The organism is Streptomyces sp. NPDC088794, from assembly GCF_044750545.1.
In the GTDB taxonomy this organism is placed as follows: domain Bacteria; phylum Actinomycetota; class Actinomycetes; order Streptomycetales; family Streptomycetaceae; genus Streptomyces.
Window position 1 is genome coordinate 14,253 of record NZ_JBIVKB010000014.1, and the last position, 12,815, is coordinate 27,067.

The 12,815-nt window shown below is 69.0% G+C and carries 13 protein-coding genes; 5 read left to right on the forward strand and 8 right to left on the reverse strand.

Annotation, left to right across the window (positions count from 1 at the left end):
- Nucleotides 1-12: 12 nt before the first annotated feature.
- The 5 genes from ACIP6U_RS33210 to ACIP6U_RS33230 all read right to left on the reverse strand — a co-directional run bounded on the left by ACIP6U_RS33210 (nt 13) and on the right by ACIP6U_RS33230 (nt 4,098).
- Nucleotides 13-432, reverse strand: a complete 420-nt coding sequence (locus ACIP6U_RS33210) for a molybdopterin-binding protein (protein ID WP_401725657.1) — start codon at nt 430-432, stop codon at nt 13-15.
- Between the two features lie 37 nt (nt 433-469).
- The gene (locus ACIP6U_RS33215) at nt 470-1,654 is read right to left on the reverse strand and encodes an ABC transporter ATP-binding protein (protein WP_401725660.1); all 1,185 of its coding nucleotides are present in this window, start codon (nt 1,652-1,654) and stop codon (nt 470-472) included.
- A gap of 183 nt (nt 1,655-1,837) precedes the next feature.
- Nucleotides 1,838-2,698 carry a molybdate ABC transporter permease subunit gene (gene modB, locus ACIP6U_RS33220; RefSeq protein ID WP_401725662.1) on the reverse strand — a complete coding sequence of 287 codons (861 nt, stop codon included), beginning with the start codon at nt 2,696-2,698 and terminating at the stop codon, nt 1,838-1,840.
- On the reverse strand, nt 2,695-3,522 hold the full coding sequence (gene modA / locus ACIP6U_RS33225; protein WP_401725665.1) for a molybdate ABC transporter substrate-binding protein: 828 nt from the start codon (nt 3,520-3,522) through the stop codon (nt 2,695-2,697). Before modA ends, modB begins: the two co-directional genes overlap by 4 nt.
- A 180-nt stretch (nt 3,523-3,702) precedes the next feature.
- A complete protein-coding gene (locus ACIP6U_RS33230; protein WP_124000491.1) occupies nt 3,703-4,098 on the reverse strand; it encodes a helix-turn-helix transcriptional regulator in 396 nt (131 codons plus the stop codon).
- 81 nt (nt 4,099-4,179) lie between these two features.
- On the opposite strand from ACIP6U_RS33230, the gene ACIP6U_RS33235 reads away from it, so the two are divergent.
- Nucleotides 4,180-4,782: a DUF1707 domain-containing protein gene (locus ACIP6U_RS33235; RefSeq protein WP_401725667.1), complete on the forward strand. Its 603-nt coding sequence runs from the start codon at nt 4,180-4,182 to the stop codon at nt 4,780-4,782.
- A gap of 32 nt (nt 4,783-4,814) precedes the next feature.
- Here ACIP6U_RS33235 and ACIP6U_RS33240 read toward each other — a convergent pair whose 3' ends face one another.
- Nucleotides 4,815-6,764, reverse strand: a complete 1,950-nt coding sequence (locus tag ACIP6U_RS33240; RefSeq protein WP_401725670.1) for an APC family permease — start codon at nt 6,762-6,764, stop codon at nt 4,815-4,817.
- A 369-nt stretch (nt 6,765-7,133) separates the two neighbouring features.
- Between ACIP6U_RS33240 and ACIP6U_RS33245 the strand changes: the two genes are divergently transcribed.
- The 4 genes from ACIP6U_RS33245 (at nt 7,134) to ACIP6U_RS33260 (ending at nt 11,383) form a co-directional block, all read left to right on the forward strand.
- Nucleotides 7,134-8,429 (forward strand): extracellular solute-binding protein, encoded by a 1,296-nt coding sequence (locus tag ACIP6U_RS33245; RefSeq protein WP_401726173.1) that lies wholly within the window; start codon nt 7,134-7,136, stop codon nt 8,427-8,429.
- Between the two features lie 35 nt (nt 8,430-8,464).
- Complete coding sequence (locus ACIP6U_RS33250; protein WP_401725673.1) at nt 8,465-9,463, forward strand: carbohydrate ABC transporter permease; 999 nt, start codon at nt 8,465-8,467, stop codon at nt 9,461-9,463.
- Between the two features lie 65 nt (nt 9,464-9,528).
- Nucleotides 9,529-10,293 (forward strand): carbohydrate ABC transporter permease, encoded by a 765-nt coding sequence (locus ACIP6U_RS33255; RefSeq protein WP_401726175.1) that lies wholly within the window; start codon nt 9,529-9,531, stop codon nt 10,291-10,293.
- Nucleotides 10,294-10,348: 55 nt separating this feature from the next.
- Nucleotides 10,349-11,383 carry an endo-1,4-beta-xylanase gene (locus ACIP6U_RS33260; protein ID WP_401725675.1) on the forward strand — a complete coding sequence of 345 codons (1,035 nt, stop codon included), beginning with the start codon at nt 10,349-10,351 and terminating at the stop codon, nt 11,381-11,383.
- A gap of 124 nt (nt 11,384-11,507) precedes the next feature.
- On the opposite strand, the gene ACIP6U_RS33265 is transcribed toward ACIP6U_RS33260, so the two are convergent.
- Nucleotides 11,508-11,714, reverse strand: coding sequence for a DUF5999 family protein (locus tag ACIP6U_RS33265; RefSeq protein ID WP_124000496.1), 207 nt, complete (start codon nt 11,712-11,714; stop codon nt 11,508-11,510).
- A 388-nt stretch (nt 11,715-12,102) separates the two neighbouring features.
- Nucleotides 12,103-12,687, reverse strand: coding sequence for a hypothetical protein (locus tag ACIP6U_RS33270; protein WP_401725678.1), 585 nt, complete (start codon nt 12,685-12,687; stop codon nt 12,103-12,105).
- Between the last annotated feature and the right edge of the window lie 128 nt (nt 12,688-12,815).

Genomic DNA, 12,815 nt, shown 5'->3' on the forward strand with positions numbered 1-12,815 from the left:
TCTGTTTCTGCGTCAGGTCGTCGACAGCGAGACTTCCGTCGACTTGATCAACGCGACGGCCGGGTCGCCGGTCTTGAGGGCGAGGTCGTCCACGGCCTCGCGGGTGATGGCGGCGGTCAGGGCGCCGCCCTCGACGTCGAGTTTGACCGAGGCCATCGCCTCTCCGGTGGTGATCTCCGTGATCGTGCCGGGGAGTTGGTTGCGGACCGAGAGGCCCTCGACCGGGCCGGTGGAGAGGGAGACCTCGGTCGACTTCACCAGGGCGCGGACGGGGGTGCCCGGGGCGAGGGAGAGGTCGGTGACGGCTTCGCGGGTGATCGCTGCGGTGAGGTTCTGGCCGCCGGTGAGGCGGATGCCTACGGTCGCCATCACCTCGCCGGGGGTGACGGTGGTGACGGTGCCGGGGAGCTGGTTGCGGATGCTGAGGGTCATGGCCATCACCGTAGGCCGTGTGGGGCCTTGTGAGGCTTTATGCCGGGTACGCGTGCGTCTGCGTCGCCTTGACCGTCGCCCAGACCGAGGCGCCGGGGTGCAGGTCGAGTTCGGCCGCGGCGACGGTGGTGAGGTCGGCGGCGAGGGGGAGTTCGCCGGTGAGGTCCGCGCGGATCTGGTCGCCGTGGGTTTCCAGGCCGGCGACCTCGCAGTGCCAGAGGTTGCGGGCGCTGGTGGAGGTGGGGCGGGTGCGGTGGAGGGTGACGGCGCTGGGTGGGAACGCGACGAAGGCCTCGCCGGTGAGGTGTTCCGCGGTGGTGATCTCCGGGCCCGTGGCGAGGGTGACCGTGTGGCCTTCGGCCTCGCCCTTGTAGAGGTTGAGGCCTACGAGTTGGGCGATGTAGTCCGTGCGGGGGTGGCGGGCGATGTCGGTGGGGGTGCCTTCCTGGACCACTCGGCCGTCCTCGATGACCACCAAGCGGTCGGCCAGGACCATGGCGTCCAAGGGGTCGTGGGTGACGAGGACCGCTACTGCCTCGAAGTCGGCCAGGTGGTGGCGGAGTTGGGTGCGGATGTCGAGGCGGGTGCGGGCGTCCAGGGCGGCGAGGGGTTCGTCCAGGAGGAGTAGACGGGGGTTGGTGGCCAGGGCTCTTGCCAGGGCTACGCGTTGGGCTTGGCCGCCGGAGAGGTGGCGGGGTTTGGTGGTGGTGTGGGCCTTCAGACCCATACGGGTCAGCCAGGTTGTTGCTTGGGCTCTGGCTTCTTTTTTTGTTGCGCCGTGGCAGCGGGGGCCGAAGGCGACGTTGTCCAGGGCCGTGAGGTGGGGGAAGAGGAGGTAGTCCTGGAATACGACGCCTACGGGGCGGGATTCGGGGGGTGTGCGGTGTAGGGGGGTGCCGTCGAGGTGGAGGTGGCCGGAGGTGAGGGGGGTGAGGCCGGCGAGGGTTCGTAGGGCGGTTGTTTTGCCTGCGCCGTTCGGGCCTAGGAGGGCTACTACGTCGCCGGGGGCGGCGGTGAGTTTGATGTCCAGGCGGAAGGTGTTGAGGTCTACGACGAGGTGGGCGTCCAGGCCGGGGGGCTGGTGCGGGTGCGTGGAGGGTGCCCGGCCTTCGGCCGGGAAAGAGTTCCCACCCGCACCACCCGTGCTGGTTTCGTTGTTGGGTGCGGGTGGCCCCTGTGGGGGCTTCGCGCCGTCGGCGGCTGCGGGAGGAGTGTTCGTCATCAGGCGGTCATCCAGCGGGTGTTCGTCATCAGGCTGTCGTCCAGCGGGTGTTCGTCGAGGCGCCGGCGACCTCAGAGGTGTCTCGGTATGCGTCGGTCCAGCCCGCGGTTGAGCGCGTTCCTGTCGACACACCGGCTAGCCAGCGCCCGGTCCTCGAGGTTCCGCCGCTCCAACCCATCCCCCTCACGCCGGGCTCACCCACCGTTCCCGTAGTGCCGCCAGGACTGTGATCGAGACGGCGAGGAGGACCAGGCTCAGGGCGATGGCGGCTTCCGGGTTGTTCTGGAGGGCCAAGTAGACCGCCAGGGGCATCGTTTGGGTGCGGCCGGGGAAGTTGCCGGCGAAAGTGATCGTCGCTCCGAATTCGCCCAGCGCCCGGGCCCAGGCCAGGACCGCGCCCGCCGCGATGCCCGGGGCGATCAAGGGGAGGGTTACTCGGCGGAACGCCGTGAAGCGGGAGGCGCCCAAAGTCGTGGCCGCCTCCTCGTAGCGGGGGTCCGCCGCGCGCAACGTGCCTTCCACGCTGATGACCAGGAACGGCATCGCCACGAAGGTCTCCGCCACGATGACGCCCGTGGTGGTGAACGGGAGCGTGATGCCGAACCAGGAGTCGAGCCACTGCCCGACGATGCCGTTGCGGCCCAGGGCCAGGAGGAGGGCCACGCCGCCGACGACGGGGGGCAGGACCAGGGGGAGGGTCACCAAGGCCCGTACCAAGCCGCGGCCCGGGAACTCCGTGCGGGCCAGCAGCCAGGCCAGGGGGACGCCGATCACCAGGCTTGCCGCCGTCGCCGCTGTGGCGCAGAGGAGGGACAGGCGGAGTGCCTGCCATACCTCCGTGCTCGTGAGTTGGGTGGGGAGAGTGCTCCACGGTGCTCGGACCAGCAACGCGAGCAGGGGGAGCAGGAGGAAGGCCAGGCCCAGGAGGGCGGGCAGGAGCAACGGGAGGGGGACGCCCCTGTTCAGGCCCTTGCGGACACGCCTTCGCCGCGGGCCGGACTCCAGGGTCTCGGCCGCGGCGTCGGGCGTGTCGCTCGGGGTCACGGCTTGAGGAATCCGGCCTCGGTCAGCACCTTCTGGCCCTCGGCGGACTGCACCAGGGCGATGAAGGCCTTGGCCGCCGCCGCGTTGGGCGCGTCCTTGAGGAGGGTGATCGGGTAGTCGTTGATGGCGTCGGCCGATTCGGGGAAGTCCACGCCCTCCACCTTGTCACCCGCGGCCTTCACGTCCGTCTTGTAGACGACCGCGGCGTCGGCCTCCTTCAGGACCACCTTGTTGAGGGCGGACTTGACGTCTTCCTCGTAGGAGACCGGGGTGAGCTTCAGCTTGCTGGCGTCCAGGGCCTTCTGGGCGGCCGCGCCGCAGGGCACCGTCTTGTCGCACAGGACGACCTTGAGGCCCGACTTGGTGAGGTCCTTGAGGGAGGCGACCTTGTCGGGGTTGCCCGGCAGGGTGGCGATCTCCAGCTGGTTGCGGACGAAGGTGGCGGGCGTGCCGACCCCGTCGCCCTTGTCCGTCACGATCGCCATCGTCTTGGGGCTGGCCGAGGCGAACACGTCGGCCGGGGCACCGCCCGTGATGCTCGCGGCGAGCGAGTCGCTGCCGCCGAAGCTGAAGGTGACCTTGGTGCCCGGGTGCTGCTTCTCGAACTCCTTGCCCAGGGCCGAGAAGCTCTCCTGCAGCGAGGCGGCGGCGAACACGGTGACCGTGCCGGACAGCTTCGGAGACGAGGACGTCGACGCTGAGGAGTCGGACTTGGCGGAGTCGGAGTCCGAGTCGGAGGAGCACGCGCTCAGGGCCAGCAGTGCGGCGGCTCCGGCACCTGCCACTTGCAGGGTCCGGCGGGTCCTGCGCGCGGAACGGGTCATCACGGGTCCACTCCCTCTGTCTTCTCGTGGAGGAACCCGTCGGGTGCCTCCCGTGCGCCGATCATACTGGCGCATTTGCGAGGCATAAGTCTCCTGTCGCATCGCATGAGCTGGAGCGATGTCGGTGTGGGGTGGCATGTGCGTTCGTACGGGAACGATGTGCCGGGTGGGTCCTCTGCGTCACGTGCGGTCGATGTGGACGTTTGTCGACTTGACCCGGGCCGTGGCCTCCATGCCCACCTCCAGGCCGAGGTCCTCGACGGCCTCGCGCGTCAGCAGCGAGACGAGGCGGTGCGGGCCGGCCTGGATCTCCACCTGGGCCGCCACGTCCCCGAGCTTGATCGCGGTGACGATCCCGGGGAAGGCGTTGCGCACGGAAGTGTGGGACGGGGCCTCCTCCTCGCCGTCCGCCTTCGCGAGTTCGACCGAGAAGGCCGCCAGGTCGCGCCCCTCGATGAGCCGGCGTCCGCTGTCGTCGCGGTGGGTGGTCACCCGGCCTGCGTCGGCCCAGCGGCGCGCGGTGTCGGGGCTCACGCCGAGCAGCCGTGCTGCCTGGCCGATTGTGTAGGACTGCATGCGGATCACGATAGGGCCGTGAACGCGCTTTGGCGGACGTGGGGTTGAGCGTCGGGTGTATCGCGATATAGCGTTAGTGGGGTGACTGTGATCGGAGCGGGTGAGGGTATGGCGGACGAGCTGCGGGCCTCGCACATGGACCGGGACCGGGTCGTGGACGTGCTGCGCGTCGCCGCCGGAGACGGGCGGCTGACCTCGGAGGAGCTCGACGAGCGCGTGGAGGCCGCCCTGACCGCCCGCACGCTGGGTGAGCTCGCCGTCCTGACGACGGATCTGCCGGCCGAGGCCCGGGCGGTCGTGCCCGAGGTGAAGGACGTCGTACGCATCGAGCAGCAGGGTGGATCCGTCCGGCGCGGGGACCGGTGGCTGGTTCCCCGGGTGCTGGAGATCGAGTCCGCCTGGGGCGACGTGACGCTCGACTTCACCCAGGCCGTGATCACGCACGAGACCCTGCGCGTCGACCTCGACATGCGGGGTGGCACGCTGCGGCTCGTGACCCGGCCGGGGGTCGTGGTGGACACCGATTCCCTGGTGACCGAGTTCGCCAAGATCAAGGTGCGCGCGGCGGGGGACGCGGAGACTCCGGTCGAACTGCGGGTCGAGATCGGCGGGCGCAAGAGCTATGGCCGGGTGGTGGTACGGCCGCAACGGCGTGGGTTCGCCAGGCGGACTCCGGGGTCCTGACCGGCGTAGCGGAGCAGCATGAGGGCGAGCCCTCAGCCCGTGTGCACCCGCGGTCGGCGGTCCCGGTTCGGTTCCGCCTCGCGGAGGACCTCTCGGGTGACCGGGGCGACCTCGCCCTGGCCGAAGAGGAAGAAGCGCAGGAAGTTGGCGAAGGGGCTGCCCTCGGTCCACTCGAAGTAGATGTGCGGGGTGCAGCCGGTCTCGTCGCGGACGTGCAGGAGCAGGGCGGCCAGGGCGTTGGAGACGGACGACGACTCCAGGGTCAGCACCCGGTAGCGGTTGTGCAGGACCTCGCCGCGGACCGTCAGGCCCGACTCGAACTCGGACGGGTCCGTCACCGTGACCTCGACGAAGACGAAGTCCTCCTGCTCCGGCATGTCGTTGTCGTTGCGGATCTGCTCGATCTTGTCGCGGTACTCGGCCTTGTCGCGCTGGTCGGGCTCGTTGGCGATGAAGCGGATCTTGCGGCTGGCCATGTCCCGGATGAATCGTTCCGCCATCACGTCCAGCTCGACATGGGTGACGCGCAGCTCGAAGGCGCGGGCCAGTCGGGACAGCAGGGAGACGAGGATGATGCCGGCGATGAAGCAGGCGCCGATCTTGACGCCGTCGGGCCGCTCGATGACGTTCACGACGGTGACGTAGAGCATGACCGCCGAGACGGCGGCGAAGGCGATGGTCCAGTTGCGCTGGCCGGCGCGGCGGGCGGCGATGGTCACCGCGATCGCCGCCGAGGACATCAGGACCAGTACGCCGGTGGCGTAGGCGCCGCCCTGGGCGTCGACGCTCGCGTCGAAGATCCAGGTGACCAGGAAGGCGACCAGGGTGAAGACGATGACCATCGGGCGCACGGCGCGGGCCCAGTGCGGTGCCATGCCGTAGCGGGGCAGATAGCGCGGCATCAGGTTGAGCAGGCCCGCCATCGCGGAGGCGCCGGCGAACCAGAGGATGGCGATGGTCGAGACGTCGTAGACCGTGCCGAAGGCGTTGCCCAGGTACTCGTGGGCCAGGAAGGCGAGGGCGCGGCCGTTGGCCTGGCCGCCGGCCTCGAACTCCTTCTCCGGGATCAGCACCGTGGTGATGAAGCTGGTCGCGATCAGGAAGACGCTCATGATCAGGGCGGCGGCCGTGAGGAGCTTCTTCGTGTCGCGGATGCGGCCCTGGGGGTTCTCCTCGGTGTCCTCCGGGTCGCCCTGGACGTGCGGCATGACCGCGACGCCGGTCTCGAAGCCGGACAGGCCGAGCGCGAGCTTGGGGAAGACCACCAGGGACACGCCGATCATGGCGAAGACGTTGCCATGCTCGGCGGTCAGGGCGCTGGACCAGTCGGTGACCACGTGACCGGCCGTGGCGACGTGCCAGATGCCGACGATCACCACGACGACGTTCAGCCCGAGATAGATCACGACGAGTGCGACCGCGACGCCGATCGCCTCCAGGAAGCCCTTGAGGAACACCGCGCCGAGCAGGGCGACCAGGACGAGGGTGATCAGCATCCGGTGGTCGTGCAGGGCGTCGGTGAGGTGCGGGTTCTCCACCAGGTGGGTGGAGGCGTCCGCCGCCGAGAGCGTGATGGTGATCAGGAAGTCGGTCGCGGCGAAGCCCAGCAGGGTCAGGACGAACAGTTTGCCCTTCCAGAAGGACAGCAGCCGCTCCAGCATGGCGATCGAGCCCTCGCCGTGCGGGCTCTCCTCGGCCACCCGCCGGTAGACGGGCAGGGCGCCGGCGAGCGTGACGACGACCAGCACGATGGTCGCCACCGGCGAGAGCAGACCGGCGGCCAGGGCGGCGATGCCGGGCTGGTAGCCGAGCGTGGAGAAGTAGTCGACGCCCGTCAGGCACATCACGCGGTACCAGCGTTGTCCCTGATGGGCGGGGGTGGCCTCGGCGGCCGGACGTTGGCGGCCGGCCTTCCCCATGTCGGACAGTCCCTCCAGCATCCACTCGCGCAGACGACTGGGAGGGTGCTCGGTGGTGGCCATGGGGGTGCTCCTGATGCGTCTCAGCGTGTGGGTTCTGGCCATCACGCGGACGGCCGAACCAGCGTAAGCGGAGAGTGACGTCAGGGCCCGTGCAGGACCGGGGCGCAGGCGTCAAGCTTCCGTTAAGACTGGCTGCGCCGCGGGCCGGGCCGTCTGAGCTGCCGAAACATTCGCCATATCGCGCGAATATTACGAAGCGCCGTCACCAGATCCAGGGCGCATATGGATTCCCCATGTCCAAGGGGTTGCCACCCTTTGGGAGCTGTCTCTAGGGTGCGGCAACAACGCATCTTTCTGGATCTTCTTCGAAACTTTCGGTCACGATGGACGGTCGTGGACGCGCCGTCCCGTACCCCCAAGGAGCGCATGATGGGCGACCGGGCACTGTCCCGCCGCGGCTTTCTCGCGGCCTCCGCCGCGACCGGTCTGGGCGTGACGGCACTGAGCGGATGCGGCGGGGACTCGGACGGAGGGTCGTCCTCGGGGACGACCACCGTCGAGTGGTGGAACATCTCCACCACCCAGCCGACCAAGAGCGTCTGGGCCGCCCTGGCCAAGAAGTTCGAGGCGCAGAACCCCAAGGTGAAGCTGAAGATCGTCCAGCTGGAGAACGACGCCTACAAGTCGAAGATGACGGCCCTCACCGCCTCGGGGAAGCTCCCGGACGTCTTCCACACCTGGGGCGGCGGTGTCCTCAAGCAGCAGATCGATGCCGGGCTCGTCGAGGACCTCACCGACCGGACCAAGCCGTGGGCCGACGGACTGCTGCCGGTGGCGAAGCAGCCGTACCTCATCGACGACAAGGTGTACGGGATCCCGTTCGATATCGGCATGATCGGGTTCTGGTACAACAAGGCGCTGTTCAAGCAGGCCGGCATCGGCGAACCCCCCACCACCTGGGGCGGTTTCCTCGACGCCGTGAACAAGCTCAAGGCCAAGAACATCACCCCCCTCGCCCTCGCGGGCAAGGAGACGTGGACCGGCATGTACTACTGGGCCTACCTCGCCATGCGCACCGCGGGCATCGACGCCCTGCAAAAGGCCGACGAGGACAAGGACTTCACCGGAGCCGGGTTCGTCGAGGCCGGGCAGCACTTCAAGGACCTCATCCAACTCCAGCCGTTCCAGAAGGGGTTCCTCGGGGCCGCGTACTCCACACCGACCGGACAGGCCGCCACGGTCGGTAACGGCAAGGCGGCCATGGAACTCATGGGCCAGTGGGCCCCGGTGGTCGAGGCGGACGCGGGCAAGGGGCTCGGCGCGAACCTCGGGTTCTTCCCGTTCCCCGCGGTCGAGGGCGGAAAGGGCGTCATCACCGAGGTGTTCGGCGGAGGCGGCGGACATGCCCTGCGCAAGGGCGCCCCACAGGCGGCCGTCGACTTCCTGAAGTTCTTCGCCTCCGAGGCCACCGACCTCGAACTCGTCAAGAAGACCGGCGCCCTGCCCGTGGTGCCCGCCGCCGCGAGCGCCCTCTCCGACCCCAACACCAAGGCCGTACAAGCCCAGTTGACGAGCGCGACCGGCTTCCAGCTCTACCTGGACCAGGCCTACGCCCCCGCCGTCGGCCAGGAGGTCAACGACAGCGTCGGCGCGCTCATCGCCGGCTCCAAGTCCCCCGAGCAGGTCGCGCAGTCGATCACCAAGGTCGCGAAGGAAGAGCAGTAGCCGACGATGACCTCCACATCCCTCCCGGACCGCCGATGACCTCCACTTTCCTCCGGGACAAGCGGACCGGTCCCGATCTCGCCCTCCCGCCCCCGACCAAGGCCTCGGCCCGGGGGCGGGCCCGGCGGCGCACGCTGAACTGGCTCACCGCGGTCGGCTTCCAACTGCCCGCGCTGATCCTGTTCGTGGGCCTGGTGCTGCTGCCGATGCTGTTCGCGGTGTACGCGGCCTTCTTCCGCTGGGGCGGCTTCGGCATGCCCTCCGACTACACCGGCACGGACAACTTCACCCGGCTCTTCCAGGACCCGGTGTTCCTCGGCGACCTGTGGCGCTGTTTGGTCCTGGTGCTGCTGTCGCTCGTGCTCCAACTGCCGTTCGCACTCGCCATGGCGGTGCTGCTCAACCAGCGGCTGCGCGGACGGGCCGTGTACCGGATGCTGTTCTTCGCGCCGTACGTCCTGTCCGAGGCCATCACCGGCGTGCTGTTCAGCATGGTCTTCGCGCCGGACGCCGGGCTCGCCGACCATGTCCTCGGCGGGATCGGCCTGGACGGTCTGGGCGGGGAGTGGTTCGCCGACCCCTCCTCCGTCATGGCGACCCTCTTCCTGGTCATGACGTGGAAGTACTTCGGCTTCCACATGATGCTCTACCTCGCCGGACTCCAGTCCATCCCGGCCGAGTTGACCGAGGCGGCGCTGATCGACGGCGCCAACGCGTGGCAGCGGTTCCGCAACGTCACCCTGCCGCTTCTCGCGCCCACCCTGCGCATCAGCGTCTTCCTGTCCGTCATCGGGTCGATCCAACTCTTCGACCTGGTCTGGGTGGTGACCCAGGGCGGCCCCGACCACCACTCCGAGACGATGGCCGTGACCATGTTCCAGTACGGCTTCAAGCGCTACCAGGTCGGCTACGCCAGCGCGATCAGCGTGGTCATGTTCGGCATCTGTCTCGTCTTCGCCCTCGCCTACCAGCGGTTCGTGCTCCGCCGCGACCTCGAAGGGGCGACCACCACGATGAGGGGAGACGGCAAGTGACCCGCAAAGCAGGCGCGGTACGGACCCTGCCGCTGCACGTGATCCTCCTCGCGGTCGGCGCGGTGATGGTCGTCCCCCTCGTGTACGCGGCCCTGTCCGGCTTCAAGTCCACCGACGAGCTCTCCCGCAACCCCTTCGGACTGCCCGAGCACTGGCTGACCGGCAACTACACCGACATCCTCGGCTCGGGCGACTTCTGGCGCCTGGTCGGCAACAGCACGCTGATCGCGGTGGGTACGACCGTGCTGGTGGTCGCCGTGTCGGCGCTCGCCGCGTTCTCCTTCGCCCGATTCGCCTTCCGCGGGCGGGAGGTGCTGTTCACCGTGTTCACGATGGGGCTGATGTTCCCCTTCGCGGTGGCGGTCCTGCCGCTGTTCCTGCTGCTGCGCTCGCTCGGTCTGCTCGACAACCCGCTCGGCGTGATCCTTCCGCAGGCCGCCTTCGCGCTGCCGATGACGATCATCATCCTGCGCGCCTTCTTCCGGCAGATCCCGGGCGAGTTGGAGGAGGCGGCCACGCTCGACGGGTGCAGCGCCTTCGGGTTCTTCTGGCGGATCCTGCTGCCCATGGCGCGGCCCGCGCTCGGCACGGTCTCCGTGCTGGCCGTCGTCACCAGCTGGAACAACTTCTTCCTGCCGCTGCTGGTGTTCACCGACGCCAAGTGGTGGACCCTACCCATCGGCGTCCAGCAGTTCCAGGGCCAGTACTCGGCGGAGTACGCCCGCGTCTTCGCCTATCTGGTCCTCGCGATGGTCCCCGCCCTCGCCTTCTACTCGGTCGCCGAGCGCCAGCTCGTCGGCGGCCTCACCGCCGGCGCGACGAAGGGATGACCCGCGCCGACGGACGTACGGCTCACCCACACCCCCGCACGTGAGGAGTCGCACCATGCGCAAGAACCGGCTCGGACCGGCCGTAGCCCTCACGGTTGCGCTGATCGCGGTCACGGCCCCGGGAGTTCAGGCTCACGAGAAGCCGCTCACCCTCGCCGACCTGGCCCAGCGCCACGGCCGCTACTTCGGCAGCGCCACCGACAACCCCGAACTCACCGACACCGCCTACAAGGCCCTGCTCGGCAGCGAGTTCGACATGATCACCCCCGGCAACGGCATGAAGTGGTACGCCACCGAACCCCAACAGGGCGTCTTCGACTGGACCAACGGGGACGAGATCGTCGACCTCGCCCGCAGCAGGCACCAGCGGGTCCGCGCCCACACCCTGGTCTGGCACAGCCAGTTGCCGAGCTGGCTCACCGACCGAGAGTGGAGCGCCGACGAGCTGCGGGCCGTACTGAAGAAGCACATCCAGACGGAGGTACGGCACTACCGCGGCAAGGTCTACGCGTGGGACGTCGTCAACGAGGCGTTCAACGAGGACGGCACCTACCGCGAGACCCTCTGGTACAAGACGCTCGGGCCCGGTTACATCGCGGACGCGCTGCGCTGGGCCCACCAGGCGGACCCGCACGCGAAGTTGTACCTCAACGACTACAACATCGAGGCGGTCGGCCCGAAGAGCGATGCCTACTACGTCCTCGCCAAGGAGCTGAAAGCCCGGCACGTCCCGCTCGACGGCATCGGTCTCCAGGCCCATCTCGCGCTCCAGTACGGCTATCCCGCGAACCTTGAGGACAACCTCCGCCGCTTCTCCCGGCTGGGCCTCGACACCGCGCTCACCGAGGTCGACGTACGGATGATCCTCCCCGCGACCGACGAGAAGCTCGCCCAACAGGCCGACTGGTACCGGGATCTCACCGAGGCGTGCCTCGCGGTGCGCCGGTGTGTCGGAATCACTGTCTGGGATTTCACAGACAAATATTCGTGGATCCCGGCGTTCTTCCCTGGTGAGGGCGCGGCGCTGCCGTGGGACGAGCAACTCCAGCCCAAGCCCGCGTACTTCGCGATCAGGGACGCGTTGAGGTAGCACCCACGCGCACGCGTCGCTACCCGGAGTGATCGACCCCGGACATGCGTCGGGGCCGGCTCGCAGTGTTCCTGCGACCGGCCCCTCAAGTCTCCGGGCGATGCGCCATACCACCCGGTGGCGCTCAGGCGGCGGTCATCACCGGGTTGGTGCCCTCAGGGCGGTGCGGGGCGATGATCTGCCCGTCCGGCAGGAGCTCACCGGTGTCCTCGAAGAGCAGGACACCGTTGCACAGCAGGCTCCAGCCCTGTTCCGGGTGGTGCGCCATGAGGCGGGCGGACTCCCGGTCGGCTGAGTCGGCTGAGGGGCACGGTGACTGGTGCTGGCACATTGGTGGGATCTTTCGCTGTGTCGTGAGGTGTGTGGTGGCTGTCGTGTCTGTCTCGCGGCTGGATGTCTCGTCCATGGCCGCCCCCCGTTGTGATAAGTCGGTCAGAACCCAGTGTTGCCCCACGGGCGTCAATCCGCAGGGATTTAGCGGCACCGCTTCCTCACAGGTTGATGACGCATCACCCGGCCGGACGGTTCATTCCAACTGCACTGTCATTTCGGATGGTTCCGGGTGGCCGGATGGGGCTAGTCCGTCCAGGTCAGACGATACTTCAGGCTCGTACGAGCGATGAATTGCTCGTACGAGCAGAATGTGGTCCGGAAATGCGACGTACCCCGCTGCCGGGAATTCCGGGGCGGGGTACGGGCGCCGTCGCGAAAGCGGAACGTCAGGCGGGCGAGCCCAGGAGAGGTGCGGGAGTCACCCGATGGGTCAGCACCGGGAGCAGTTCGGCGACCCGGTGCGGACGGTGGGCCGCGATGCCGGGCGGGGCGGGCGCCAGCGGGACGAGCAGGTCGGTGGCCGCGGGGTGGCCGGTGGCGCCGTCCGCGCCGCAGTCGCCGTGCAGCCACAGGGTGAGCATGTACAGGGCGGGCACGGAGAGCAGGCGGGGCTGGTAGTGCTGGTTCATGGTGTCGGCCTGGCGCAGGGCGCGCTCGGTGGCGGCGATGTAGGGCCCCTCGAAGAAGTGCGAGAAGGCCCAGCCGTCCGGGGTCAGCCGGGTCTCGGCCGCGGCCACCGCGCGCTCGCCGCAGCGGATCAGGAAACGCCATCCGGCGAGCCGGGTGGCGGATGCGCCTGCCGGGGTGATCTCGTCCAACACGTGCACGGGCAGAGGGAGTTCGGGTGTGGCGGGCCCCTGGGAGCACAGCAGGGCGGGGGTCCTGGCCTCGCGGACCGCGGTGGGCGAGGCGAGTGCGGTGAGAACGGTGCGAAGGGCGGGCGCGGGAGCCGGGGGGACATGCAGCGGCATGGTGGGTCGCCTCTCATTTGGCAGGCACGGTGGCGCGAGGGCGGGGGCGGACGGCGCTGTCTGCTCGCGGGGCAGAGAGGCGAGGCCGGGTCTGGGAACGAGGAGTGTGGGTGAGGCCTGCCGCACGT

Excerpts from the sequence above, each read along its gene's own strand:
- ACIP6U_RS33210 (WP_401725657.1), bottom strand. The coding sequence starts at position 432 with ATGACCCTCAGCATCCGCAACCAGCTCCCCGGCACCGTCACCACCGTC.
- ACIP6U_RS33215 (WP_401725660.1), bottom strand. The coding sequence starts at position 1,654 with ATGACGAACACTCCTCCCGCAGCCGCCGACGGCGCGAAGCCCCCACAG.
- modA (WP_401725665.1), bottom strand. The coding sequence starts at position 3,522 with ATGACCCGTTCCGCGCGCAGGACCCGCCGGACCCTGCAAGTGGCAGGT.
- ACIP6U_RS33230 (WP_124000491.1), bottom strand. The coding sequence starts at position 4,098 with ATGCAGTCCTACACAATCGGCCAGGCAGCACGGCTGCTCGGCGTGAGC.
- ACIP6U_RS33240 (WP_401725670.1), bottom strand. The coding sequence starts at position 6,764 with ATGGCCACCACCGAGCACCCTCCCAGTCGTCTGCGCGAGTGGATGCTG.
- ACIP6U_RS33245 (WP_401726173.1), top strand. The coding sequence starts at position 7,134 with ATGGGCGACCGGGCACTGTCCCGCCGCGGCTTTCTCGCGGCCTCCGCC.
- ACIP6U_RS33250 (WP_401725673.1), top strand. The coding sequence starts at position 8,465 with ATGACCTCCACTTTCCTCCGGGACAAGCGGACCGGTCCCGATCTCGCC.
- ACIP6U_RS33255 (WP_401726175.1), top strand. The coding sequence starts at position 9,529 with ATGGTCGTCCCCCTCGTGTACGCGGCCCTGTCCGGCTTCAAGTCCACC.
- ACIP6U_RS33260 (WP_401725675.1), top strand. The coding sequence starts at position 10,349 with ATGCGCAAGAACCGGCTCGGACCGGCCGTAGCCCTCACGGTTGCGCTG.
- ACIP6U_RS33265 (WP_124000496.1), bottom strand. The coding sequence starts at position 11,714 with ATGTGCCAGCACCAGTCACCGTGCCCCTCAGCCGACTCAGCCGACCGG.
- ACIP6U_RS33270 (WP_401725678.1), bottom strand. The coding sequence starts at position 12,687 with ATGCCGCTGCATGTCCCCCCGGCTCCCGCGCCCGCCCTTCGCACCGTT.